Source organism: Pseudomonas citronellolis (assembly GCF_001586155.1).
Taxonomy (GTDB): domain Bacteria; phylum Pseudomonadota; class Gammaproteobacteria; order Pseudomonadales; family Pseudomonadaceae; genus Pseudomonas; species Pseudomonas citronellolis.
On the sequence record NZ_CP014158.1, the window covers coordinates 5,514,386 to 5,537,111 of the forward strand.

Annotated in this window: 24 protein-coding genes and 1 tRNA gene; 4 read left to right on the plus strand and 21 right to left on the minus strand. The window is 66.1% G+C overall.

What is annotated here, in order from left to right:
* Positions 1 to 12: 12 nt before the first annotated feature.
* From ispG to trmJ, 15 genes are all read right to left on the minus strand, one after another.
* The gene (gene ispG / locus PcP3B5_RS24180; protein ID WP_009616174.1) at positions 13 to 1,125 is read right to left on the minus strand and encodes a flavodoxin-dependent (E)-4-hydroxy-3-methylbut-2-enyl-diphosphate synthase; all 1,113 of its coding nucleotides are present in this window, start codon (positions 1,123 to 1,125) and stop codon (positions 13 to 15) included.
* Positions 1,126 to 1,127: 2 nt separating this feature from the next.
* Entirely contained in the window at positions 1,128 to 2,162 is a 1,035-nt protein-coding gene (locus tag PcP3B5_RS24185; protein ID WP_009616173.1) for a helix-turn-helix domain-containing protein, read from the minus strand.
* Positions 2,159 to 2,914, minus strand: a complete 756-nt coding sequence (gene pilW / locus PcP3B5_RS24190) for a type IV pilus biogenesis/stability protein PilW (protein ID WP_009616172.1) — start codon at positions 2,912 to 2,914, stop codon at positions 2,159 to 2,161. Before pilW ends, PcP3B5_RS24185 begins: the two co-directional genes overlap by 4 nt.
* An 18-nt stretch (positions 2,915 to 2,932) precedes the next feature.
* A complete protein-coding gene (rlmN, locus tag PcP3B5_RS24195; RefSeq protein ID WP_009616171.1) occupies positions 2,933 to 4,075 on the minus strand; it encodes a dual-specificity RNA methyltransferase RlmN in 1,143 nt (380 codons plus the stop codon).
* A gap of 27 nt (positions 4,076 to 4,102) precedes the next feature.
* Positions 4,103 to 4,534: a nucleoside-diphosphate kinase gene (gene ndk / locus PcP3B5_RS24200; protein WP_009616170.1), complete on the minus strand. Its 432-nt coding sequence runs from the start codon at positions 4,532 to 4,534 to the stop codon at positions 4,103 to 4,105.
* Positions 4,535 to 5,021: 487 nt separating this feature from the next.
* Positions 5,022 to 5,222, minus strand: coding sequence for a Fe-S cluster assembly protein IscX (iscX, locus tag PcP3B5_RS24205; RefSeq protein ID WP_009616169.1), 201 nt, complete (start codon positions 5,220 to 5,222; stop codon positions 5,022 to 5,024).
* 10 nt (positions 5,223 to 5,232) lie between these two features.
* Positions 5,233 to 5,571: an ISC system 2Fe-2S type ferredoxin gene (gene fdx, locus PcP3B5_RS24210; RefSeq protein ID WP_009616168.1), complete on the minus strand. Its 339-nt coding sequence runs from the start codon at positions 5,569 to 5,571 to the stop codon at positions 5,233 to 5,235.
* Positions 5,572 to 5,577: 6 nt separating this feature from the next.
* Entirely contained in the window at positions 5,578 to 7,437 is a 1,860-nt protein-coding gene (gene hscA / locus PcP3B5_RS24215) for a Fe-S protein assembly chaperone HscA (protein ID WP_061562614.1), read from the minus strand.
* A gap of 45 nt (positions 7,438 to 7,482) precedes the next feature.
* A complete protein-coding gene (gene hscB, locus PcP3B5_RS24220; protein WP_043273029.1) occupies positions 7,483 to 8,004 on the minus strand; it encodes a co-chaperone HscB in 522 nt (173 codons plus the stop codon).
* Positions 8,005 to 8,011: 7 nt separating this feature from the next.
* Positions 8,012 to 8,335, minus strand: coding sequence for an iron-sulfur cluster assembly protein IscA (gene iscA / locus PcP3B5_RS24225; RefSeq protein WP_009616165.1), 324 nt, complete (start codon positions 8,333 to 8,335; stop codon positions 8,012 to 8,014).
* Between the two features lie 25 nt (positions 8,336 to 8,360).
* Positions 8,361 to 8,747: a Fe-S cluster assembly scaffold IscU gene (iscU, locus tag PcP3B5_RS24230; RefSeq protein ID WP_009616164.1), complete on the minus strand. Its 387-nt coding sequence runs from the start codon at positions 8,745 to 8,747 to the stop codon at positions 8,361 to 8,363.
* A 28-nt stretch (positions 8,748 to 8,775) separates the two neighbouring features.
* Positions 8,776 to 9,990 (minus strand): IscS subfamily cysteine desulfurase, encoded by a 1,215-nt coding sequence (locus PcP3B5_RS24235; protein WP_009616163.1) that lies wholly within the window; start codon positions 9,988 to 9,990, stop codon positions 8,776 to 8,778.
* Positions 9,991 to 10,018: 28 nt separating this feature from the next.
* A complete protein-coding gene (gene iscR, locus PcP3B5_RS24240) occupies positions 10,019 to 10,516 on the minus strand; it encodes a Fe-S cluster assembly transcriptional regulator IscR (protein WP_009616162.1) in 498 nt (165 codons plus the stop codon).
* A gap of 139 nt (positions 10,517 to 10,655) precedes the next feature.
* Positions 10,656 to 11,432 (minus strand): serine O-acetyltransferase, encoded by a 777-nt coding sequence (gene cysE / locus PcP3B5_RS24245; protein WP_009616161.1) that lies wholly within the window; start codon positions 11,430 to 11,432, stop codon positions 10,656 to 10,658.
* A complete protein-coding gene (gene trmJ, locus PcP3B5_RS24250) occupies positions 11,425 to 12,204 on the minus strand; it encodes a tRNA (cytosine(32)/uridine(32)-2'-O)-methyltransferase TrmJ (protein ID WP_043273030.1) in 780 nt (259 codons plus the stop codon). The genes cysE and trmJ overlap by 8 nt, the downstream gene beginning before the upstream one ends.
* 152 nt (positions 12,205 to 12,356) lie before the next feature.
* On the opposite strand from trmJ, the gene suhB reads away from it, so the two are divergent.
* Positions 12,357 to 13,172 carry a type III secretion system regulator SuhB gene (suhB, locus tag PcP3B5_RS24255; protein ID WP_043315890.1) on the plus strand — a complete coding sequence of 272 codons (816 nt, stop codon included), beginning with the start codon at positions 12,357 to 12,359 and terminating at the stop codon, positions 13,170 to 13,172.
* 357 nt (positions 13,173 to 13,529) lie between these two features.
* Here suhB and PcP3B5_RS24260 read toward each other — a convergent pair whose 3' ends face one another.
* The 6 genes from PcP3B5_RS24260 to queA all read right to left on the minus strand — a co-directional run bounded on the left by PcP3B5_RS24260 (position 13,530) and on the right by queA (position 19,664).
* Positions 13,530 to 14,066, minus strand: a complete 537-nt coding sequence (locus PcP3B5_RS24260; RefSeq protein WP_009616158.1) for a glycine zipper 2TM domain-containing protein — start codon at positions 14,064 to 14,066, stop codon at positions 13,530 to 13,532.
* Between the two features lie 182 nt (positions 14,067 to 14,248).
* Complete coding sequence (secF, locus tag PcP3B5_RS24265) at positions 14,249 to 15,166, minus strand: protein translocase subunit SecF (RefSeq protein ID WP_009616157.1); 918 nt, start codon at positions 15,164 to 15,166, stop codon at positions 14,249 to 14,251.
* 13 nt (positions 15,167 to 15,179) lie between these two features.
* On the minus strand, positions 15,180 to 17,042 hold the full coding sequence (secD, locus tag PcP3B5_RS24270) for a protein translocase subunit SecD (RefSeq protein WP_061562615.1): 1,863 nt from the start codon (positions 17,040 to 17,042) through the stop codon (positions 15,180 to 15,182).
* A 66-nt stretch (positions 17,043 to 17,108) separates the two neighbouring features.
* A complete protein-coding gene (gene yajC, locus PcP3B5_RS24275; RefSeq protein WP_009616155.1) occupies positions 17,109 to 17,450 on the minus strand; it encodes a preprotein translocase subunit YajC in 342 nt (113 codons plus the stop codon).
* A gap of 39 nt (positions 17,451 to 17,489) precedes the next feature.
* Positions 17,490 to 18,608 carry a tRNA guanosine(34) transglycosylase Tgt gene (tgt, locus tag PcP3B5_RS24280; RefSeq protein WP_134163504.1) on the minus strand — a complete coding sequence of 373 codons (1,119 nt, stop codon included), beginning with the start codon at positions 18,606 to 18,608 and terminating at the stop codon, positions 17,490 to 17,492.
* 12 nt (positions 18,609 to 18,620) lie between these two features.
* On the minus strand, positions 18,621 to 19,664 hold the full coding sequence (queA, locus tag PcP3B5_RS24285; RefSeq protein WP_061562616.1) for a tRNA preQ1(34) S-adenosylmethionine ribosyltransferase-isomerase QueA: 1,044 nt from the start codon (positions 19,662 to 19,664) through the stop codon (positions 18,621 to 18,623).
* A 103-nt stretch (positions 19,665 to 19,767) separates the two neighbouring features.
* Between queA and PcP3B5_RS24290 the strand changes: the two genes are divergently transcribed.
* The 3 genes from PcP3B5_RS24290 (at position 19,768) to PcP3B5_RS24300 (ending at position 22,702) form a co-directional block, all read left to right on the plus strand.
* Positions 19,768 to 19,853, plus strand: a tRNA-Leu gene (locus PcP3B5_RS24290).
* Between the two features lie 216 nt (positions 19,854 to 20,069).
* Positions 20,070 to 21,764 (plus strand): LuxR C-terminal-related transcriptional regulator, encoded by a 1,695-nt coding sequence (locus PcP3B5_RS24295; RefSeq protein ID WP_061562617.1) that lies wholly within the window; start codon positions 20,070 to 20,072, stop codon positions 21,762 to 21,764.
* 92 nt (positions 21,765 to 21,856) lie between these two features.
* A complete protein-coding gene (locus PcP3B5_RS24300) occupies positions 21,857 to 22,702 on the plus strand; it encodes a hypothetical protein (RefSeq protein ID WP_009616151.1) in 846 nt (281 codons plus the stop codon).
* Positions 22,703 to 22,726 lie beyond the last annotated feature (24 nt).

The following is a 22,726-nucleotide window of genomic DNA, read 5'->3' on the forward strand; positions in this document are numbered from 1 at the left end:
TCCTTGTTGCGGTCAGCCGCGCACGATCAGGGCGGCGTCGGCTTCGGCCTTGGCGGCCGCTTTTTCGCGGATCAGCCGTTCCAGCTCATCCACCAGGTTTTCGTTCTGCAGCTTCTGCGCCGGCTTGCCGTCGATGTAGACGAGGTTGTTCGGCGTGCCGCCGGTGAGGCCGATGTGGGCCTCCTTGGCCTCGCCCGGGCCGTTGACCACGCAGCCGATCACGGCCACGTCCATCGGCACCAGCAGGTCTTCGAGGCGGCCTTCGAGCTCGTTCATGGTCTTGACCACATCGAAGTTCTGCCGCGAGCAGCTCGGGCAGGCGATGAAGTTGATGCCGCGCGAGCGCAGGTGCAGGGACTTGAGGATGTCGAAACCGACCTTGATCTCTTCCACCGGGTCGGCGGCCAGGGAGATGCGGATGGTGTCGCCGATGCCCTCGGCCAGCAGCATGCCCAGGCCCACCGCGGACTTCACGGTGCCCGAACGCAGGCCCCCGGCCTCGGTGATGCCCAGGTGCAGCGGCTGCTCGATTTCCTTGGCCAGCAGGCGGTAGGCCGCCACGGCCATGAACACGTCGGAGGCCTTCACGCTGACCTTGAAGTTCTGGAAGTCCAGGCGCTGGAGATGCTCGACGTGGCGCATGGCCGATTCCAGCAGGGCCTCGGGGGTCGGCTCGCCGTATTTCTTCTGCAGGTCCTTCTCCAGCGAACCGGCGTTGACGCCGATGCGGATCGGGATGTTCTTGTCGCGGGCCGCGTCCACCACTGCCTTGACGCGGTCCTCGCGGCCGATGTTGCCGGGGTTGATGCGCAGGCAGTCGACGCCCAGCTCGGCCACGCGCAGGGCGATCTTGTAGTCGAAGTGGATGTCGGCCACCAGCGGCACGCGGACCTGCTGCTTGATCTTGCCGAAGGCCTCGGCCGCGTCCATGTCCGGCACCGAAACGCGCACGATGTCCGCGCCGGCGTCTTCCAGGCGGCGGATCTGCGCGACTGTGGCGGCCACGTCCAGCGTATCGGTGTTGGTCATGCTCTGTACGGCGATGGGCGCGTCACCGCCCACCGGCACCGAGCCGACCCAGATCTTGCGGGACTGGCGGCGTTTGATCGGAGAAGCGCAATGCATCTTTAGTTACCACCCAACTTCATGCGTGCCGTCTCGCCGCGGGAATAGGGCGAAACGTCGACCGGCTGGCCGTTGTAGCTGACCTGGGCGCCGCGGGCGAAGCCCAGGCGCAGCTCCAGGGGAACCTTGGCGGCGACTTCCATGGAGTCGCCCTTGCGCTTGAGCGCGCTGACCAGGACCTTGCCGTCGGCATCGGTGACCTGGGTCCAGCAGTCGGCGATGAACTGCACCTTGACCACGCCCTGGCCGGCCGAAGCCACCACCGGAGCGGCAGCCGGGGCAGCAGGTTCGGCTGCGGGCGCGGCCGGAACCGCCGGGGCGGCAGGAGCGGCCGGAGTCGCAGGCACGGCGGCGGTGTTGGCGGCCGGCGCGGCGGGAGCAGCCGGCGCGGCGGGGGCGGCCACCTGGGGCGCGGTCTCGGCCGGGTTGGCCGGGGCCTCGGCATTCTGTTCGGGCTCGGCGGCGCCGCTGTCGCCAGCCGGTTCGCTCGGCGCGCTGGCCTTGTCCTCGGCGACGGCCTGGTCTTCGGGCTCGTCGAGGCTGTGCACTTCGGTGGTGCCGTCGGCGCTCTCGACCTCGACGTGCTCCAGGTTCAGGCCGCTGTTCTCGGCGAGGTTGCGCCCGGCGCGCTCCTGCCACCAGAAGTAGCCGAAGCCCACCAGCAGGGCCAGCAGCAACAGGCTGAACAGGCGCAGCAGGTTGCGCGACAGGCGCATCGGCTCGGCCACCCGGCCGAGGCTCTGCACGTTGCTGCCGGTGGCGTCGGTGCCGGTGTACTGGTCGAAGGCGCTGACCATCTGCGCCTGGTCCATGCCCAGCAGCTTGGCGTAGGCGCGCACGTAGCCGCGGGCGAAGGTGTGGCCCGGCAGCTTGTCGAAATTGCCCAGTTCCAGCTGGCGCAGGGAGTTCTCGGTGAGGTTCAGTTGACCGGCCACCTGCGAGGTCGACCAGCCCCGGCTCTCGCGCGCCTGGCGCAAGGCCTCACCCGGATTGGCGCGGCTCGTGCTGGCGACTTCTGGCTGCGACGTCTTCATCATTTCTCTGCCTGGTATGCCTGGTATTCGGGGGATGCGGGATACAGGCGCTTGAGCTGCAGGCCGTAGCTGGCGGCGGTGTCCTTGTCGTCAAAGACCCTGGCCAGCCGCACGCCCAGCAGCAGGCTCTTGGCGTTCTGCTGTCCCTGCTTCAGGTATTCGTTGTAGTAGTCGCGCGCCGGCACGTACTGGCGATCGTCGTAGGACAGCTGCGACATTTCCAGCAAGGCGCTGGGTTGCCGGCGGTTCAGGCGCAGGGCCTTTTCGAAGTACTGCTTGGCCTGCTCGCGCTGCTTCAGCTGGAGGCTGACCAGGCCGAGGTTCTCGAAGACCCGCGAGCGCTCCGGGTAGAGGCTGTCCTCGGCGGCCTTCTGGAAGGCATTGGTGGCCTCGTCGTAGCGCTTCTGTTCGTACAGGAAGCTGCCGTAGTTGTTCCAGATGCGCGCATCCGAGCGCGAGGACAACGCCTTGCGGTATTCCTGCTCGGACAGCTTGGGCTCCATCTCCTGCTGGTAGACCAGGGCCAGCGCGGCGTGGGCGTCGGCGCTCGAGGAGTCCAGCTCCAGGGCCTGGCGCAGCGGCACCTTGGCCTGCTCGGTATTGCCGTTCTGCAGGTAGCCGATGGCCAGCTGGATGTAGGCGTCGCGGGCCTCTTCACGGCCCTTGGCGGTGCTCAGGGGATCCTGCTTCCCAGACGTCACGCAACCCGCCAGCAGGCTGGCCAGGAACACGAACAGCGCGGCGCGCAAGGTCATCGGAATCCTCCCTCGAGATCAGTTTCGATTGGCGGGCGCCTTCTCGGCGTCGGCCGCCAGCTGGCGTACGGCGATGTAGCGTTCGCTGCGGCGGGTACGGTCCATCACCTGGCCGACCAACTGGCCGCAGGCGGCGTCGATGTCGTCGCCGCGGGTGGTGCGCACGGTGACGTTGAAGCCGCCCTTGTGCAGCATGTCCTGGAAACGGCGGATCGAGTTGTTGCTCGGCCGCTCGTAACCGGAATGGGGGAACGGATTAAACGGAATCAGGTTGATCTTGCAAGGAATTTCCTTGAGCAATGCGATCATCTGCTCAGCGTGCTCGGGCTGGTCGTTGACGTCCTTGAGCAGGGTGTACTCGACGGTCAGCACGCGTTCCTTGCCCAGGCGGCCGATGTAGCGCTGGCAGGCATCCAGCAGCACCGCCAGGGGATACTTCTTGTTGATCGGCACCAGCTGGTTGCGCAGCTCGTCGTTGGGCGCATGCAGCGACAGCGCCAGGGACACGTCGGTGACTTCGCCGAGCTTGTCGATCATCGGCACCACACCGGAGGTGGACAGCGTCACCTTGCGCTTGGAGATGCCGTAGCCGAAGTCCTCCATCATGATGCTCATGGCGGTGACGACGTTGTCGAAGTTCAGCAGCGGCTCGCCCATGCCCATCATCACCACGTTGGTGATGGCGCGGTCGATCTTGCCGGGCACGGTGCCGAAGGATTTGTTGGCGAGCCACACCTGGCCGATGATCTCGGCGGAGGTCAGGTCGCTGTTGAAGCCCTGCTTGCCGGTGGAGCAGAAGCTGCAATCCAGGGCGCAGCCGGCCTGGGACGACACGCACAGGGTGCCGCGGCCGTTCTGCGGGATGTACACGGTCTCGACGCAGCTGCCGGACGCCACGCGCACCACCCACTTGCGGGTGCCGTCGCTGGAGATGTCCTGGCTGACCACTTCGGGGCCGCGAATCTCGGCACAGGCCTTGAGCTTTTCGCGCAAGGCCTTGCCGACATTGGTCATGGCGTCGAAATCCTCGGCGCCAAAGTGGTGAATCCATTGCATCACCTGGCCGGCGCGGAAGCGCTTTTCACCGATGGACTCGAAGAATTCCTCGAGCTGGGGCTTGGTCATGCCCAGCAGGTTGGCCTTTGCAGCGGTATCAGTCATGGATTCACCCTCGCCCATTCGCCTGGATCAGCGAATGCGCTCGCACACCTCGGTGCTGGAGAAGAAGTAGGCGATCTCGCGGGCAGCCGAAGCTTCCGAGTCGGAACCGTGAACGGCGTTCTCGTCGATGGAAACGGCGAAATCGGCGCGGATGGTGCCGGCGTCGGCTTTCTTCGGATCGGTGGCGCCCATCAGCTCACGGTTCTTGGCGATGGCGTCTTCGCCTTCCAGAACCTGCAGGACGACCGGGCCGGAGGTCATGAAGGCGACCAGGTCCTTGAAGAAGGGGCGCTCTTTGTGCTCGGCGTAGAAGCCGCCGGCTTCGCGCTCGGACAGCTGGACCATCTTGGAAGCGACGACGCGCAGACCGGCCTTCTCGAAGCGGGTCAGGATTTCGCCGATGACGTTCTTGGCGACGGCGTCGGGCTTGATGATGGAGAAGGTACGTTGCAGGGCCATTTGGGATAACTCCGAAAAGCAAGGTTGGTAATGCCGAGAAGCCCCTGGGACGAGCCCAGGAGCTTCTGTGATTCAGGGTGAGCCGCGCGACAGCGGCAGCCTCTGGCTGGCACGCGCGGGGCCGGTACGCACGCAGCGCTCCGGCGGTATCGACAGGCACCGCGGGGAACCTGAGCGAACACCTAAAGATAAAACCCGCGAATTATACGCGGGTTCGGGGAAAAGCATAAGGGCGGCTGGAAGCTAGAAGCTAGAAGCTAGAAGCTAGAAGCTAGAAGCTAGAAGCTAGAAGCTAGAAGCTAGAAGCTAGAAGCTAGAAGCTAGAAGCTAGAAGCTAGAAGCTAGAAGCTAGAAGCTAGAAGCTAGAAGCTAGAAGCTAGAAGCTAGAAGCTAGAAGCTAGAAGCTAGAAGCTAGAAGCTAGAAGCTAGAAAGCGTGGCGCCTTTCACTTCCGGCTTCAAGCTTCCGGCTTCCAGCTTCCAGCCCACCTATTCCGCCTCTTCGATCCAGGCGCCCTGGATGGCTTCCAGGACCTTCTCGCCGCCGCGCGACGGGTCGTCGCTGAATTCCGGCAGGCCGACCACCCAGTTGTGCAGGTCGACGAAGTTGACGTAGCGCGGGTCCACGTCGGGATGGCTATCGGCCAGCTGGATGGCGATTTCCAGCACATCGGTCCATTTCAGGCTCATGTCCGCTCCCTCAATGGCCTTCGGAAACCTGGTTGATGGTGTATTTCGGAATCTCCACCACCAGGTCCTCGTCCGCCACCACCGCCTGGCACGACAGGCGCGAATCCGGCTCCAGGCCCCAGGCCTTGTCCAGCATGTCGTCTTCCAGCTCGTCGGACGGCTCCATGGAGTTGAAGCCCTCGCGCACGATCACGTGACAGGTGGTGCAGGCGCAGGACATCTCGCAGGCGTGCTCGATATCGATGCCGTTGCGCAGCGCAGCCTTGAGGATGGTCTCGCCCGGCTGGGCCTCGACCACCGCGCCCTCCGGGCAATGCTCGGGGTGGGGCAGAAATACGATCTGCGGCATCTTCGCTTATTCCTCGATTTCGTTGAGCCGGCGACCGGCCAGGGCGGCCTTGACGGAAGCGTCCATCCGTCGCGCGGCGAAGGCGTCGGTCACCTGGGACAGACGCTTGATCTGTTGCTCGATGGCGGCGGTATCGCTACCGGCGGCCAGTTCGCGCAGGGTATCCATGCTGGCTTCGATGGCCAGCCGCTCGTCGGCGTCCAGCAGGCGCTCGCCATCGGCGTCCAGCGCCGAGCGCACGGCTTCGAGCAGGCGCTGGGCCTCGACCTGCTGCTCGCGCAGCGCGCGGGCGTTCATGTCGTCGCCGGCGTACTGGAAGGAGTCCTGCAGCATGCGGGCGATCTCGCCGTCGGTCAGGCCGTAGGACGGCTTGACCTGGATGCTCGCCTCGACGCCGGAACTCATCTCGCGGGCGGACACCGCCAGCAGGCCGTCGGCGTCCACCTGGAAGCTGACGCGGATCTTCGCCGCGCCGGCCACCATCGGCGGGATGCCGCGCAGCTCGAAGCGCGCCAGGGAGCGGCAGTCCTTGACCAGCTCGCGCTCGCCCTGCAGCACATGGATCATCATGGCCGTCTGGCCATCCTTGTAGGTGGTGAACTCCTGGGCGCGGGCCACCGGAATGGTGGTGTTGCGCGGGATCACTTTCTCCATCAGCCCGCCCATGGTCTCGAGGCCCAGGGACAGCGGGATGACGTCCAGCAGCAGCAGCTCTTCGCCGCGCTTGTTGCCGGCCAGGGCGTCGGCCTGGATGGCGGCGCCGATGGCCACCACCTGGTCGGGGTCGATGTCCACCAGCGGTTCGCGGCCGAACAGCTCGCCCACCGCCTGGCGCACGCGCGGCACGCGGGTGGAGCCGCCGACCATGACCACCGCGCCGATGTCTTCCAGCTCGATGCCGGAGTCGCGCACGGCGCGACGGCAGGCCTTGAGGCTGCGGGCGACGAAGGGTTCGATCAGGGCGTCCAGCTGGCTGCGGTCCAGCTTGCCGCGCCAGTCGCCATAGGCGACCTCGACGCTTTCGTTGAGGGTCAGGGCTTCCTTCGCCGCGCAGGCGGCCTGCAGCAGTTGGCGCTGGCTGCCCGGGTCGAGGTCGTCGGAAGCGCCGGCCTGCTGGATGATCCAACTGGCGATGGCATGGTCGAAGTCGTCGCCGCCCAGGGCGCTGTCGCCACCGGTGGCCAGGACCTCGAAGACGCCGCGGGTCAGGCGCAGGATGGAAATGTCGAAGGTGCCGCCGCCCAGGTCATAGATGGCCACCACGCCCTCGGCGTTCTTGTCCAGGCCGTAGGCGACCGCCGCGGCGGTGGGCTCGTTGAGCAGGCGCAGCACGTGCAGGCCGGCCAGGCGCGCGGCGTCCTTGGTGGCCTGGCGCTGGGCGTCGTCGAAATACGCCGGCACCGTGATCACCGCGCCGACCAGTTCGCCACCCAGGGTGGCTTCGGCGCGCTGGCGCAGGCTGCGGAGGATTTCCGCGGAGACCTCGACCGGGCTCTTCGGGCCCTGCACGGTCTCGATGAAGGGCATGTGCGACTCGCCCTGGGTGAAGCGGTAGGGCAACTGGCCACCGAGCTGCTTCACATCCTCCAGGCCACGGCCCATCAGGCGCTTGACCGAGATGATGGAGTTCAGCGGGTCGGCGGAGGCGCCGCGCCTGACCGACTCGCCGACCTCGACGCGGTCGGCCAGGTAGCGCACCGCCGAGGGCAGGATCAGGCGCCCCTCGGCATCGGCCAGGGGTGCGGCGACGCCGCTGCGCACGGCGGCGACCAGGGAATGGGTGGTGCCCAGGTCGATGCCCACGGCCAGCCGGCGCTGGTGCGGCTGAGGGGTTTGTCCGGGCTCGGCGATCTGCAATAGGACCATGCGGCTTCTAATCAGGCGTAACGGGCGCGGCGCGGGCCGCGCGGATTAATCGTCGAGTCGCTCTTCGAGCTGGCGCACTTCCTGCGCCAGCTTGTCGAGAAACTGCATGCGGCGCACCAGGCGCTCGGCTTGCTCGCGGCGCGCGGCGTCGTCCCAGCAATCGGCGAAGCTGTCCTCCAGCTGCTGCTGGGCGGCCTTCAGGCGGCGCTTGAAGGCGGCTACGCCATCCAGGTCGGCGCTGTCCTGCAGGTCTTCCAGCTCCTCGCGCAACTGCATCTGCTGCAGGAGGAACTCCGGGTCCTGCACCGTCGCTTCCAGCGGCAGCGCCTGGCCACGCAGGGACAGCAGGTACAGCGCCCGGCGCGGCGCGCTCTTCAGCGTCTGGTAGGCGTCGTTCAGCTCGGCGGCGCGTTCCAGCGCCACGCGCTGCTCGCGCTCGGAAGCATCGGCGAAACGGTCCGGGTGGACACTGCGGACCAGCTCACGGTAACGCTGGCCAAGGGCATCCAGATCGAGGCGGAAAGCCGGCTGCAGGTCGAAGAGCGCGAAGTGGCAAGGACTACCCACGCCGGCCTCAGACGTTGAAGCTTTCGCCGCAGCCACACTCGCCACGAACGTTCGGGTTGTTGAACTTGAAGCCCTCGTTGAGGCCTTCCTTGGTGAAGTCCAACTCGGTGCCGTCGAGGTAGACCAGGCTCTTCGGGTCGATGATGACCTTCACGCCGTGGCTCTCGTAGACCAGGTCCTCGGGCGCCAGCTCATCGACGAACTCGAGCACGTAGGCCAGCCCGGAACACCCGGTGGTGCGCACGCCAAGACGAATGCCCTCGCCCTTGCCGCGCCCCTCGAGGGAGCGCTGGACATGCTTGGCGGCGGCTTCGGTCATGCTGATGGCCATGGGAACTCCTTACTCAACTGAGCGGTTAGAGCAGACCCTTCTTCTGCTTGTAGTCGCGCACGGCCGCCTTGATGGCGTCCTCGGCGAGCACCGAGCAGTGGATCTTCACCGGCGGCAGGGCCAGCTCTTCGGCGATGGTGGTGTTCTTGATGGATTCGGCCTCGTCCAGGGTCTTGCCCTTCATCCACTCGGTGGCGAGGGAGCTGGAGGCGATGGCCGAACCGCAGCCGTAGGTCTTGAACTTGGCGTCTTCGATCACGCCCTGCTCGTTGACCTTGATCTGCAGGCGCATCACGTCGCCGCAGGCCGGCGCGCCGACCATGCCGGTGCCGACATCGGGATCCTCGGCGTCGAGCTTGCCGACGTTGCGCGGATTTTCGTAGTGGTCGATGACCTTGTCACTGTATGCCATGGCTAATCCTCACTCTCTATGGGGCGGGTCAGTGGGCCTGCCATTCGACCTTGGACAGGTCGACGCCCTCTTTGAACATGTCCCACAGCGGCGAGAGCTCGCGCAGCTTGGAAACGGCTTGCCCCACGATACCGGCGGCGTAATCGACCTCTTCCTCGGTGGTGAAGCGGCCGAAGGTGAAACGGATGGAACTGTGCGCCAGCTCGTCGTTGCGGCCCAGGGCGCGCAGCACGTAGGACGGCTCCAGGGAGGCGGAGGTGCAGGCCGAACCGGAAGAGACCGCGAGGTCCTTCAGGGCCATGATCAGCGACTCGCCTTCCACGTAGTTGAAGCTCAGGTTCAGGTTGTGCGGCACGCGCTGGGTCAGGCTGCCGTTGACGTAGAGCTCTTCCAGGCCTTCGAGCTTGGCGAAGAAGCGGTCGCGCAGGGCGCGGATGCGCTCGTTCTCGGCGTGCATTTCTTCCTTGGCGATGCGGAAGGCCTCGCCCATGCCGACGATCTGGTGGGTGGCCAGGGTGCCCGAGCGCATGCCGCGCTCGTGGCCGCCGCCGTGCATCTGGGCTTCCAGGCGCACGCGCGGCTTGCGGCGCACGTACAGGGCGCCGATGCCCTTGGGACCGTAGGTCTTGTGGGCGGAGAAGGACATCAGGTCGACCTTGAGCTTGTCCAGGTCGATGTCGACCTTGCCGGTGGACTGCGCGGCGTCGACATGGAACAGGATGCCGCGCGAGCGGGTCAGCTCGCCGATGGCGGCGATGTCGTTGATGGTGCCGATCTCGTTGTTCACGTGCATGATCGAGACCAGGATGGTGTCGTCACGCAGCGCCGCCTCGACCATGGCCGGGGTGATCAGGCCTTCCTCGGTGGGGTCGAGGTAGGTCACTTCGAAGCCTTCGCGCTCCAGCTGGCGGGTGGTGTCCAGCACCGCCTTGTGCTCGATCTTCGAGGTGACGATGTGCTTGCCCTTGCTGCCGTAGAAGTGCGCCACGCCCTTGATGGCGAGGTTGTCGGACTCGGTCGCGCCGGAGGTCCAGACGATCTCGCGGGGGTCGGCATTGACCAGCTCGGCGACCTGGCGGCGGGCGTTCTCCACGGCTTCCTCGGCCTTCCAGCCGAACACGTGGGAGCGCGAGGCGGGGTTGCCGAAGTTGCCGTCCACCAGCAGGCAGTCAGCCATCTTCTGAGCGACGCGCGGATCCACCGGGGTGGTGGCGGAGTAGTCGAGGTAGATCGGCAATTTCATCAGGTAACTCCTACAGGCTGGCGCGCGCTCAATCGATGGCGGACGCTTCAATCTTATCGAGGCTCGGCCGTTTGCCGGTGCCTCCGCAACGACGCTCATCCTGCCGCTGCGCGACTTCCTGGACTTCACGGCGCTCGACCAGGTCGGCGAGGCTGATGCCGCTGAGGAATTCGTGGATCTGCTGGCTGAGGTCGCACCAAAGGTGGTGGGTCAGGCAGGTGTCGCCGGAGTGGCAATCCCCCTGCCCCTGGCAGCGCGTGGCGTCGACCGATTCGTTGACCGCATCGATCACCTGGGCGACGTGGATGCCGGCCATGTCGCGGGACAGCTGGTAGCCGCCGCCGGGACCGCGCACGCTGGTCACCAGGTTGCCACGGCGCAACTTGGCGAACAGCTGTTCGAGATAGGACAGGGATATGCCCTGGCGCTCGGAAATGTCCGCCAGGGAAACCGGACCACGCTGGGCATGCAACGCCAGGTCGAGCATGGCGGTTACGGCATAGCGGCCTTTGGTGGTCAGACGCATGGGACATTCCCGAATGGATCACTGGACTGGCGAAAGGATGCCATTTCCGAGTATTTGAGTCAACTATAAGACCTATCAAATTACTCGGGATTAGCCAGCGAAGGGCGGCATAATGTAGCAGGAAATCGTTAGCGACGCATCAATGCGCCGCCTTGCCCTCTTCATCCTTGACGCCGGCGAAGTCCTCTTCACGCAGCTCTGGCAGTTTTTTCGCACAGTAGTCGCTACCCAGGGCCGTCAGCGCCTGGCACATGCCCTCCAGCCGGCCGTCGACCGCCTGCAGGTGGTCGAGCAACTGACCGATGGCGCGGGCCACCGGGTCGGGCATGTCCTGGCTGACGCCGTAGGCGTCGAAGCCGAGCTTCTCGGCCATGGCCTGGCGCTTGGCCTGCTGCTCGGCATCGTCCTTCATGATGATGCGCCCGGGAATGCCGACCACGGTGGCGCCCGGCGGCACTTCCTTGGTGACCACGGCGTTGGAGCCCACTTTCGCCCCGGCGCCGACGGTGAACGGGCCGAGCACCTTGGCGCCGGCGCCGACCACCACGCCGTCGGCCAGGGTCGGGTGGCGCTTGCCCTTGTTCCAGCTGGTGCCGCCGAGGGTCACGCCCTGGTAGAGGGTGACGTCGTCACCGATCTCGGCGGTCTCGCCGATGACGATGCCCATGCCGTGGTCGATGAAGAAGCGCCGGCCGATCCTGGCGCCGGGGTGGATCTCGATGCCGGTCATCCAGCGGCCGAAGTTGGACACCAGGCGCGCCAGCCACTTCCAGCCGGAAGTCCACAGCAGGTGCGCCAGGCGGTGCAGCCACACGGCGTGCAGGCCCGGGTAGCAGGTGAGTACCTCGAAGGCATTGCGCGCTGCCGGGTCGCGATGGAATACGCTCTGGATATCTTCGCGCACACGCTCAAACATCATCTTCACTCCGCTTGCAGGCCGCGCCCTGCGCGGCCTTCTGTGTTTCGGTGAGGATACCCCGGAGGATATTCATCTCCAGCTTGCTGACCCCGGCGCGGCCGTACAGGCGGCGCAGGCGCGACATCAGGTGCCGCGGCTTCTGCGGGTCGAGAAAGCCGATGTCGACCAGGGTGGACTCCAGGTGCGAATAGAAGCGCTCCAGCTCGTCGGCGGTCACCGGCAGGCTGTTGAGCATGGCGGTGGTCTCCAGCTTCTCCTGCTTGGTCGGCTGGCCTTCGGCGGCCAGCCAGGCCATGCGCACCTCGTAGGCGAGCACCTGGACCGCCGTCGCCAGGTTCAGCGAGCTGAACTCGGGGTTGGCGGGAATGTGCACGTGGAACTGACATCGCTGCAATTCTTCGTTGGTCAAACCCGCGTACTCGCGGCCGAACACCAGGGCCACCTCGCCGCCCTGCTGGGCGTGCTGCAGGCTGGTGGTCGCGCACTCGCGGGGGTCGAGCAGCGGCCAGGGGATGCGCCGGTCACGGGCGCTGGTGCCGAGCACCAGGCTGCAGCCCACCAGGGCGTCTTCCAGGGTCGGCACCACCTGGGCGGCGTCGAGGATGTCGGTCGCCCCGGAGGCGCGGGCCACCGCCTCGCCGCTGGGGAAGTCCATGGGGTCGACCAGCACCAGGCGCGACAGGCCCATGTTCTTCATGGCCCGGGCGGTACCGCCGATATTGCCGGGATGACTGGTGTTCACCAGCACCACGCGAATTCTGTCGAGCAACCGAAGCTCTCCACACAAGCAGATACGAAAAGGAACGGAATCCTACCGCAGCGCTCGGTCTTGCGCCACGCAAGCGACAGGCCGCCCTATGAGCGCCACGGTTTTCTGGTACAATGTTCGGCTTTCTTTAACATCATCCAGGTGACCTCTCCATGCAGCCCATGCTGAACATCGCCCTGCGCGCGGCCCGCAGCGCCGGTGAACTGATCTTCCGCTCCATCGAACGCCTGGACACCCTCTCGGTCAACGAAAAAGACGCCAAGGACTACGTCACCGAAGTCGATCGCGCCGCCGAACTCAGCATCGTCACCGCCCTGCGCAAGGCCTACCCGAACCACGGCATCATGGGCGAGGAAGGCGGCTTCCTCGAGGGCAGCGGCGAAGGCGCCGACTACCTGTGGATCATCGACCCGCTGGATGGCACCACCAACTTCATCCACGGCGTCCCGCACTTCGCCGTCAGCATCGCCTGCAAGTACAAGGGCCGCCTGGAGCACGCCGTGGTCCTCGACCCGGTGCGCCAGGAAGAGTTCACCGCCAGCCGCGGCCGCGGCGCCGCGCTGAACGGCCGCCGCCTGCGGGTGAGCAACCGCAAGAGCCTGGAAGGCGCCCTGCTGGGCACCGGCTTCCCGTTCCGCGACAGCCAGCTGGACCACCTCGACGCCTACCTGGGCATGTTCCGCAGCCTGGTCGGCCAGACCGCCGGCATCCGCCGCGCCGGCGCCGCCAGCCTGGACCTGGCCTACGTCGCGGCCGGCCGCTTCGACGCCTTCTGGGAATTCGGCCTGTCCGAGTGGGACATGGCCGCGGGCGCCCTGCTGGTGCAGGAAGCCGGCGGCCTGGTGAGCGACTTCACCGGCAGCCATGAATTCCTCGAGAAGGGCCATATCGTGGCCGGTAACACCAAGTGCTTCAAGGCGCTGCTGACCAGCATCCAGCCGCACCTGCCGCCGTCGTTCAAGCGCTGAGCATCAGCCAAATGAAAGAGCCCGGCCATGTGCCGGGCTTTTTTGTTCGGCAAGCTCAACCCATCCTACGAAAGCACCCCGGCACAGCCCCTCCCTGTAGCGGACCTTGTCCGCGATAGCCGGAGGTATCGGCGCGATTCGCGGATAAGATCCGCTCCTACGCCCCCGGCAAGCACACCCCGTAGGATGGCGTTGAGCGAAGCGATACCCATCACCGCAACCGCATGGGTTTCGCAAGCTCAACCCATCCTACGAAGAGCACCTCGGCGCAGCCGGCAAGACAGTTGCTCCTACGAAGAACGCCCCTGTCGGAAACGAAAAAGGCGCCCCGCGGGGCGCCTTCTAGTGCTTCGATGCTTACTGCTGGCTGAGGATCAGCCGGCCGCTCTTGTCCACCGGGATCTGGCTGCCCGGGTCGCGGTCCATGCGCACCTGGCCGGCCTTGCCGTCGAGCATGTACTTGACGTCGTAGCCCACTACTTTCTCGCTGGTGTCGTTCACGGTGCTGCAGCGGGTTTCGGTGGTGGTGTAGGTGTCACGCTCCTGCATGCCTTCCTGCACCTTGTTGCCGGCGTAGCCGCCGCCGACCGCACCGGCCACGGTGGCGATCTTCTTGCCATTGCCGCCGCCGATCTGGTTGCCCAGCAGGCCGCCGGCGATGGCGCCGATGGCGGTGCCGACGATCTGGTGCTGGTCCTTGACCGGGCGCTGGTGGGTGACCGCCACGTCCTTGCAGACCTGGCGCGGTGTCTTGATGGTCTCCTTGACCGGCTGGACGGCGACCACCTCGGCATACTCGGGGCCGCGGTCCACCAGGCTGTACGTGGCCACCGCTCCACCTGCCGTAACGCCGACTGCGCCCAACACGGTACCGATGAGCAACGACTTGTTCACATAGACCTCCTGGCTTTCCTTTCATATGGGCACTTGCCCTTGTCCTTGCCTTGGAGCAGGGAATCCTTAGGAAAGTTCCGACATTCCTTCGCGATCCGCCACTGCATGCCGACACACGGCCGGATCGCGCACAAAGAAAAACTCCCGCCGGAGCGGGAGTTTCGAGGAGCGGCGGGACGGCCTCAGGGGCGGTCGTCGACTTCCTTGGCCTGCGGCGGGATCAGGTCCTCGGCCGAGAGCTTCAGCCAGATCAGCACCACGTCGGCGATGTAGATCGACGAGTAGGTGCCGGCCAGCACGCCGACGAACAGCGCGATGGAGAAGCCGAACAGGTTGTCGCCGGCGAAGAACAGCAGCGCGGCGATGGCCAGCAGGGTGGAGATCGAGGTGGCCAGGGTCCGCAGCAGGGTCTGGCTGGTCGAGATGTTGATGTTCTCGATCAGGCTGGCCTTGCGCAGCACGCGGAAGTTCTCGCGCACCCGGTCGAAGATCACGATGGTGTCGTTCAGCGAGTAGCCCACCACCGCCAGCACCGCGGCGAGCACGGTGAGGTCGAAGGTGATCTGGAAGAACGACAGCACGCCCATCACGATGATGGCGTCGTGGATCAGCGAGAGAATGGCGCCCACGGCGAACTTCCACTGGAAGCGGAAGCCGACGTAGATGAGGATGCCGCCCAGGGCCAGGAGCATGCCCAGGCCGCCCTGGTCGCGCAGTTCCTCGCCGACCTGCGGGCCGACGTATTCCACGCGCTTGAGGCTCGCCGGGTTCTGGGTATCGGCCTGCTGCAGCGCCGCGGCGACCTTCTTGCCCAGCTCCGGGTCTTCGCTGGGCATGCGCACCAGCACGTCCCTGGTGTCGCCGAAGCTCTGCACCACGGCCTCGGCGTAGCCGGCCTTGACCAGCTCGTCGCGGACCTTGCCCAGGTCGGCCGGCTGCTGATAGTTCAGCTCGATGAGGGTGCCACCGGTGAAGTCCAGGCCGAAGTTGATGCCCTTGGTGATCCAGCTGCCGAGGGCGATCAGGGTGAGGACCAGGGTGGCGGCGAACGCGATGTTGCGCACGCCCATGAAGTTGATGGTACCGATCTTGATATTCATCTCATGATCCCCCTTAGATCCACAGCTTCTTGAAGTCACGCCCGCCGAAGATCAGGTTGACCATTGCGCGGGTGACCATGATGGCCGTGAACATCGAGGTGAGAATGCCCAGCGACATGGTCACGGCGAAGCCCTTCACCGGGCCGGTGCCCATGGCGTAGAGGATGCCGCCGACCAGCAGCGAGGTCAGGTTGGCGTCGACGATGGCGGTGAAGGCGCGGTTGAAGCCTTCGTGGATGGCGCGCTGCACCGACATACCGCCAGCCAGCTCCTCGCGTATCCGCGAGAAGATCAGCACGTTGGCGTCCACCGCCATGCCCATGGTCAGCACGATACCGGCGATGCCCGGCAGCGTCAGGGTCGCGCCGAGGATCGACATCAGCGCCACCAGCAGGACCATGTTGAAGGCCAGGGCGACGGTGGCGATCACGCCGAAGAAGCGGTAGATGACGATGATGAACAGCGACACGAACACCATGCCCCACAGGGAGGCGTCGATGCCCTTGGCGATGTTGTCCGCACCCAGGCTCGGGCCGATGGTGCGTTCCTCGGCGAAGTACATCGGCGCGGCCAGGCCGCCGGCGCGCAGCAGCAGGGCCAGTTCCGAGGACTCGCCCGGGCCGTCGAGGCCGGTGATGCGGAACTGGTTGCCCAGGGCCGACTGGATGGTCGCCAGGCTGATGATCTTCTTCTCTTCCTTGAAGGCCGGGACGGCGACTTCCTGCTCGACGCCGTCGACCACCTGCTTGGCATAGCGGGTGATCGGCTTCTGCTCGATGAACACCACCGCCATGCTGCGGCCGACGTTGTTGCGGGTGGCGCGGTTCATCAGCTCGCCGCCGTGGCCGTCGAGGCGGATGTTCACCTGCGGGCGGCCGTTCTCGTCGAAGCTGGCGCTGGCGTCGGTGACCTGGTCACCGGTGATGATCACGCTGCGCTCCAGGGCCACCGGCGGGCGGTGCGGCTCGCGGAATTCGAAGGTCTCGGTGGCCGACTTGATGGCGTCGGGCTCGGCGGCCAGGCGGAACTCCAGGTTGGCGGTCTTGCCGAGGATGCGCTTGGCTTCGGCGGTGTCCTGCACGCCCGGCAGCTCGACCACGATGCGGTTGGCGCCCTGGCGCTGCACCAGCGGCTCGGACACGCCCAGCTCGTTGACGCGGTTGCGCACGGTGGTGAGGTTCTGCTTGATCGAGTATTCGCGGATTTCGGCGAGCTTGGCCGCGGTCATGGCCAGGCGCAGCACCTGCATGCCGTTGCGCGAATCCTGGGTCACCTCGAAGTCGCGGTAGTCCTTGGCGATCAGCGCCTTGGCCTTGTCCAGCGATTCGTCGTCGGTGAAGCCCAGCTGGATGGCGCGGTCCTGCACCGGCAGGCTGCGGTAGCGCAGGCGCTCCTTGCGCAGGGCGCTCTTGATCTCGCTCTCGTAGACGTTCAGGCGGGCGTCGACGGCCTTGTCCATGTCCACTTCGAGGAGGAAGTGCACGCCGCCGGAAAGGTCGAGGCCCAGCTTCATCGGGTGGGCGGCGATGTTGCGCAGCCAGTTCGGGGTGGTCTGCGCCAGGTTCAGGGCGACCACGTAGTCGTCGCCCAGGGCGCGACGCACGATGTCCTTGGCGGGAAGCTGGTCTTCCTGCTTGACCAGGCGGATCAGGCCGCTGTTCTTGCCGAGGCTGCCCGCCTTGACGGCGATGCCCGCGTCGGTCAGCGCCTTGCTGGCCTTGTCGATGTCGGCCTGGGTGATCTGCAGCGCGCTGCTGGCGCCGCTGACCTGCACGGCCGGATCGTCCGGGTAGAGGTTGGGTGCGGAATAGATGAAGCCGACGGCAAGCACCGCCAGGATCAGCAGGTATTTCCACAGGGGATATTTGTTGAGCATTGATACCGCCCGTTATGACGCGGGGCGCTTCATGCGCCCCGTCTATTGGTTTTCTTTGCCTGGAACTCAGATGGCCTTGAGCGTGCCTTTCGGCAGGGTCGCGGCGATGGCGCCCTTCTGGAACTTCAGCTCGACGTTGTCGGCGACCTCGACGACCACGAAGTCCTCGGCGACTTTCAGCACCTTGCCGGCGATACCCGCGGAAGTGACGACTTCGTCACCCTTCTGCAGGCTGGACAGGAGGTTCTTGTGCTCCTTGTTACGCTTGGCCTGCGGACGCCAGATCATCAGGTAGAAGATGACCAGGAAGCCGACCAGGAAGACCCACTCAAAACCAGTGCCCATCGGGCCTGCGGCGGCCGCGGGAGCAGCGGCGTCGGCGTAGGCGGCGGGAATCAGAAAGCTCATCGGATACTCCTGTCTCTATATTCTTTTGGAAAATCGGGATCAATCGCCCAACGGCGGCGTCGGAAGGCCGCGTTTGGCATAGAAGGCGTCGACAAAGGCGGCCAATGTACCCTGTTGGATTGCCTCGCGCAAACCAGCCATAAGCCGCTGATAATGCCGCAAGTTATGGATGGTATTGAGCATGCTGCCGAGCATTTCCCCGCACTTGTCCAGGTGGTAGAGGTAGGCGCGGGAGAAGTGCTTGCAGGTGTAGCAATCGCAGGTCGGATCCAGCGGCGACTCGTCGTGCTTGTGCACGGCGTTGCGGATCTTGATCACCCCGGTATCGACGAACAGATGGCCGTTGCGCGCGTTGCGCGTGGGCATCACGCAGTCGAACATGTCGACGCCGCGGCGCACACCTTCCACGAGGTCCTCGGGTTTGCCCACCCCCATCAGGTAACGGGGTTTGTCGGCCGGCATGCGCGGCGGCAGGAAGTCCAGCACGCGGATCATCTCTTCCTTGGGCTCGCCCACCGACAGGCCGCCGATGGCCAGGCCGTCGAAGCCGATCTCCTGCAGGCCTTCCAGCGAGCGCATGCGCAGTTCCTCGTGCATGCCGCCCTGGACGATGCCGAACAGCGCCGAGGGGCTGTCGCCATGGGCGATCTTCGAGCGCTTGGCCCAGCGCAGCGACAGCTCCATGGAGCGCTTGGCCACGTCGAACTCGGCCGGATACGGGGTGCACTCGTCGAAGATCATCACGATGTCCGAGCCCAGCGCGCGCTGCACCGCCATGGACTCCTCGGGGCCCATGAAGACCTTGGCGCCGTCCACCGGCGAGGCGAAGTACACGCCCTCTTCCTTGATCTTGCGCAGCGCGCCCAGGCTGAACACCTGGAAGCCGCCGGAATCGGTGAGGATCGGCCCCTGCCACTGCATGAAGTCGTGCAGGTCGCCATGCTTGCGGATCACCTCGGTGCCCGGGCGCAGCCACAGGTGGAAGGTGTTGCCGAGGATGATCTGCGCGCCTATGCCCTCGATGTCGCGCGGCAACATGCCCTTGACCGTGCCATAGGTGCCCACCGGCATGAACGCCGGGGTCTCGACCACTCCGCGGGGGAAGCTCAGGCGGCCGCGCCGGGCCTTGCCGTCGGTGGCCAGCAGTTCGAACTTCATGAAACTCATGGATCAGTCCTCGGGCCCGCGCGGCGCGGGGTTGCGGGTGATGAACATGGCATCGCCGTAGCTGAAGAAACGGTATTCGTGCTCCACCGCCGCGGCGTAGGCGGCCATGGTCTGCGGGTAGCCGGCGAAGGCCGAGACCAGCATCAGCAGGGTCGACTCGGGCAGGTGGAAGTTGGTCACCAGGGCATCGACCACATGGAAGGGCCGGCCCGGGTAGAGAAAGATGTCGGTGTCGCCGCTGAAGGGCTTGAGCTGGCCGTCGCGGGCCGCGCTCTCCAGCGAACGCACGCTGGTGGTGCCGACGGCGATCACCCGGCCGCCACGGGCGCGACAGGCGGCCACGGCGTCGACCACGTCCTGGCCGACCTCCAGCCACTCGCTGTGCATGTGGTGGTCTTCGATCTTCTCCACGCGCACCGGCTGGAAGGTGCCGGCGCCGACGTGCAGGGTGACGAAGGCGGTGTCCACGCCCTTCTCGCGGATGGCCGCCAGCAGCCCTTCATCGAAATGCAGCCCGGCGGTGGGCGCGGCCACGGCGCCGGCGCGCTCGGCGTAGACGGTCTGGTAGCGCTCGCGGTCGGCGGCCTCGTCGGGCCTGTCTATATAGGGAGGCAGCGGCATGTGCCCGACGCGCTCCAGCAGCGGCAGCACGTCTTCGGCGAAGCCCAGTTCGAACAGCGCGTCGTGGCGCTGCAGCATCTGCGCCTCGGCGCCGCCGTCGATGAGGATCTTCGAACCCGGCTTGGGCGACTTGCTCGAACGCACGTGGGCCAGCACGCGGCGGCTGTCCAGCACGCGCTCGACGAGGATCTCCAGATTGCCGCCGGACTCTTTCTGGCCGAACAGCCGCGCCGGGATCACCCGGGTGTTGTTGAATACCATCAGGTCGCCCGGCCGCAGGTATTCCAGCAGGTCGGCGAAGTGACGGTGGCTGAGGGCGCCGCTCGGCCCGTCCAGCACCAGCAGGCGGCTGGCGCGACGTTCGGCGAGCGGATGGCGGGCGATCAGGGCCTCGGGCAGATCGAAATGGAAGTCGGCGACGCGCATGGGGTATATCTCGAAGGGCCGGATATATTACTGGAATTGCGATGGCATCGCCACGCGGGTGGATTGACCGGTACCGAGGGCCTCCCTATACTGCCGCGCCATTGCCTCGGTGGCGGAATGGTAGACGCGGCGGATTCAAAATCCGTTTCTGGCGACAGAGTGAGAGTTCGAGTCTCTCCCGAGGCACCATCCAGATTCCCAGCGAATCTCGGAACACCAGAAGAACCGGCCATCGAGCCGGTTTTTTGTTGCCCGCCCTTCCCCGCCCTTCCCTCTGCAAGCCCCTTCGGGCTCCGCCATGCCGCGTCGCGCCCCGCGAACGGGGCGGCGGCTCCAGCCCATGCCCCGCCTTTTCGCCAATCGCCGGTTTTTTTACTACTCTGCTCGGCAACCCGAGGTGTCCGCATGGCGAACATACTGCTTGCATGCATTGAACCCCTGTTCAGCGCCGGTGCCAGCTCCGCCCTGAAAGACCAGGCGCATGAGGTTCCCACCCGTGTGTTCAACGGGGCCGCCGCGATAGCCGCGCTGCGGAGCACTGCGCCGGACCTGCTGGTGCTCGACTTCATGCTTCCGGATACCAACGGCACCGAAGTCCTGCAGTGGCTGCGGCAAAGCGGACGCAACCTCCCCGTGCTGGTCCTGGGAAACGACTACCAGCCCCATTTCATCGATCTCGCCCGCCAATACGGGGCAGCCGGGTACCTGTCCAGGTCCGAGCCGCCCGAGCAGTTGCTTCTCGCGGTTCGAACACTGCTCAGTGGCCGGACCTTCTTTCCGCGCCATGCCTTCGAGGATGTGTCGCGGCGCCCGGGCGACCGCCAGGAGAGCCGGCTGCTGGCCACCCTGTCACCCCGCGAGCTGACCGTGATGAAGCAACTGGCGCAGGGCAACCCGATCAAGTCCATCGCCGCCACGATGAAGCTGAGCCCCAGCGCCGTCAGCACCTACAAGACGCGCCTGTTCCAGAAGCTGGACCTGCACTCGAACGCGGACCTGCTGGCGTTCGCCTGGCGGCATGGCGTCGCCCCCGCCGCGGGCCTGGGGAAAATGCATTTCGCCAGCGGGCAAGGCCCGCGCCTGCAGGAATTCATCGAAATGCTGCCCTTCCCGACGGCACTGCGCGCGCGGGACGGGGCCCTGCTGCTGTGCAACCAGAGCTTCGCCGACCTGCATGGTCTTTCCCGGCAGGCGTGCCTGGGCATGGAGATCGCCCCCAACGGCATCGTAGGGGAACAACTCACCGAGCAGGTGCGTCGTGGCTATCTCAAGGCCGTGGCCGACGCCAGGTCCTTCGTGTCGGATTTCGTGGCCCACTTCCCCCAGGGCCCCCGCACCGTCCGGGTCTGGGGCGTGCCCCACCGGGACGAAAGCGGCCAGGTGCTCGGCATGCTGTGTGCGATCGTGGATGTCAGCGACTTCGACAGCGAAGTGGCACAACTGACGCAAGCGCAGCAGCGAATGCTCTCCCTGCGGCAGCTGCGCACCCATTTTTTCATCGCCGAATGCAAGCGCTTCGAAGAGCAGCTATCGATCCTGGAAGAGCAACTGGCCGACCTGGCGAAAAGCACCCCGGAGGCGGCTTCGCTGCGAAACCCCGTCGGCATGCTCAAGCGACATACCGAGCTGCTGCTGGAACTGGCCGAACTGGACCAGGGCAACAGGGTTCCGCTACCGGAGACCTGCGACCTGAACGCGCTCACCAACCAGGCGCTCGAGACCTTCGCCAGGCGCTACGCCGCCAGCGTGACGCTCTCGCTGCCGCAAACGGCGACATGCGCCTGGATGGACGCCGGACTGTACGGCGAACTGTTGGCGACGGCCCTGGCCTTCGTCAGCGCGGAGTCCTCGGCGAACCTGCATGTGGAAGCACGGCAGGAATACCGCGGCCACGGCGAGTCCGTCTGGCGGATCGACGTGAACACCCCGGATGCCGGCCTCCCCTTCGACAGGTTCGACGCCCATCTCGGCCTGGCCAGGCGTCTGGCCCCCCTGATACGGGCGTCGCTGACGTTTTCCGGCTTGCCCTTGCGGCTGCCCTGCGTCATCGAACTGCAGTTGCTCTCCGGCCCTGAACCGCCGCCCTCTCCCCCCGCGTAGCGCAATCGCTACAACGATCCCGGCGCATCACGACAGCCACACGAAGCCTTCGGCCATAGCCTGCCCCCATCGTTTTCTTGGGAGCAGACATCATGTTCGGATTCAGCGCTCATAGCCTTCGAACGAACGCCAGAGGCCGCGGCCGGCGTGGCCGCCCCTCGCAAGCCACCTGGCTGCTCATCGCCCTGGCCTGCTGGCTGTTCGCCGCAATGGTCAACGCCAGCGAAAGCCAGCAGCTTCTGGGCACCGCCCATGCGGCCTATCTCGCCGGCGATTTCCAGGGCGCCGACCGCCTCCTCGACAAACTCCTGGCCAAGGGCACCAGCAGCGGACGGCTCGAAATGGAACTGGCCCTGGTCGACGACGCCCTGGGCAGGCCGCAGCAGGCACGGCGCCACTACGACCGGCTGGGCCGCTCCGTCTGGAGCGACCTGGTCGCCCTGCCTTCCGCCGCCAACCTGGCCGCCCTGGGGCGCTACCGCGACGCCGACCGTGCCTTCGCGCAAATCGCCTCGAAGGGCGCGAACGCCGATGAGAAGGCCTATGCGCAGCTCTGGCGGCTATGGCTGGTCACGCGCGACAACGCCTCCTCCAGGCGCGCCCGCGACACGGCGTTCAAGCGCCTGCTCGCCGCAGTGCGGCCCGACGACGCGGCGCAGCATGCGCTGGTCGAGCTGTATCGCGGCAAGGCCGACTCCGCCAGTGTTTTCGCGGCGATCGACCGGATGCCGCTGACGCTGCCGCAACGCCGGGCCCTGATCGCCGAAGCCACCCTCTTCGCCGGCGGCTACCTGCAAGGCATGCGTAACGACGCTGCCGCTGCCCGATGGCTCTACCAGGTGGAGCTGGGGCTACCGCCGGTGGCCTGTCCGGAGCGCCCGCTGATTGCCCAGGCGGCACGCGCCCTTCCCCCTCTCCCCACCTCGAACGCCCGCTGATCCCGGATCAGGGGCCTCTCACCA

Coding starts and splice junctions, on each gene's coding strand:
- tgt (WP_134163504.1), bottom strand. CDS start 18,608: ATGAAGTTCGAACTGCTGGCCACCGACGGCAAGGCCCGGCGCGGCCGC.
- hscA (WP_061562614.1), bottom strand. CDS start 7,437: ATGGTCCTATTGCAGATCGCCGAGCCCGGACAAACCCCTCAGCCGCAC.
- queA (WP_061562616.1), bottom strand. CDS start 19,664: ATGCGCGTCGCCGACTTCCATTTCGATCTGCCCGAGGCCCTGATCGCC.
- PcP3B5_RS24185 (WP_009616173.1), bottom strand. CDS start 2,162: ATGATGAAGACGTCGCAGCCAGAAGTCGCCAGCACGAGCCGCGCCAAT.
- iscX (WP_009616169.1), bottom strand. CDS start 5,222: ATGAGCCTGAAATGGACCGATGTGCTGGAAATCGCCATCCAGCTGGCC.
- rlmN (WP_009616171.1), bottom strand. CDS start 4,075: ATGACTGATACCGCTGCAAAGGCCAACCTGCTGGGCATGACCAAGCCC.
- cysE (WP_009616161.1), bottom strand. CDS start 11,432: ATGTTTGAGCGTGTGCGCGAAGATATCCAGAGCGTATTCCATCGCGAC.
- ndk (WP_009616170.1), bottom strand. CDS start 4,534: ATGGCCCTGCAACGTACCTTCTCCATCATCAAGCCCGACGCCGTCGCC.
- PcP3B5_RS24300 (WP_009616151.1), top strand. CDS start 21,857: ATGTTCGGATTCAGCGCTCATAGCCTTCGAACGAACGCCAGAGGCCGC.
- secF (WP_009616157.1), bottom strand. CDS start 15,166: ATGAATATCAAGATCGGTACCATCAACTTCATGGGCGTGCGCAACATC.
- secD (WP_061562615.1), bottom strand. CDS start 17,042: ATGCTCAACAAATATCCCCTGTGGAAATACCTGCTGATCCTGGCGGTG.
- fdx (WP_009616168.1), bottom strand. CDS start 5,571: ATGCCGCAGATCGTATTTCTGCCCCACCCCGAGCATTGCCCGGAGGGC.
- suhB (WP_043315890.1), top strand. CDS start 12,357: ATGCAGCCCATGCTGAACATCGCCCTGCGCGCGGCCCGCAGCGCCGGT.
- PcP3B5_RS24235 (WP_009616163.1), bottom strand. CDS start 9,990: ATGAAATTGCCGATCTACCTCGACTACTCCGCCACCACCCCGGTGGAT.
- iscR (WP_009616162.1), bottom strand. CDS start 10,516: ATGCGTCTGACCACCAAAGGCCGCTATGCCGTAACCGCCATGCTCGAC.
- iscU (WP_009616164.1), bottom strand. CDS start 8,747: ATGGCATACAGTGACAAGGTCATCGACCACTACGAAAATCCGCGCAAC.
- PcP3B5_RS24295 (WP_061562617.1), top strand. CDS start 20,070: ATGGCGAACATACTGCTTGCATGCATTGAACCCCTGTTCAGCGCCGGT.
- iscA (WP_009616165.1), bottom strand. CDS start 8,335: ATGGCCATCAGCATGACCGAAGCCGCCGCCAAGCATGTCCAGCGCTCC.
- ispG (WP_009616174.1), bottom strand. CDS start 1,125: ATGCATTGCGCTTCTCCGATCAAACGCCGCCAGTCCCGCAAGATCTGG.
- yajC (WP_009616155.1), bottom strand. CDS start 17,450: ATGAGCTTTCTGATTCCCGCCGCCTACGCCGACGCCGCTGCTCCCGCG.
- pilW (WP_009616172.1), bottom strand. CDS start 2,914: ATGACCTTGCGCGCCGCGCTGTTCGTGTTCCTGGCCAGCCTGCTGGCG.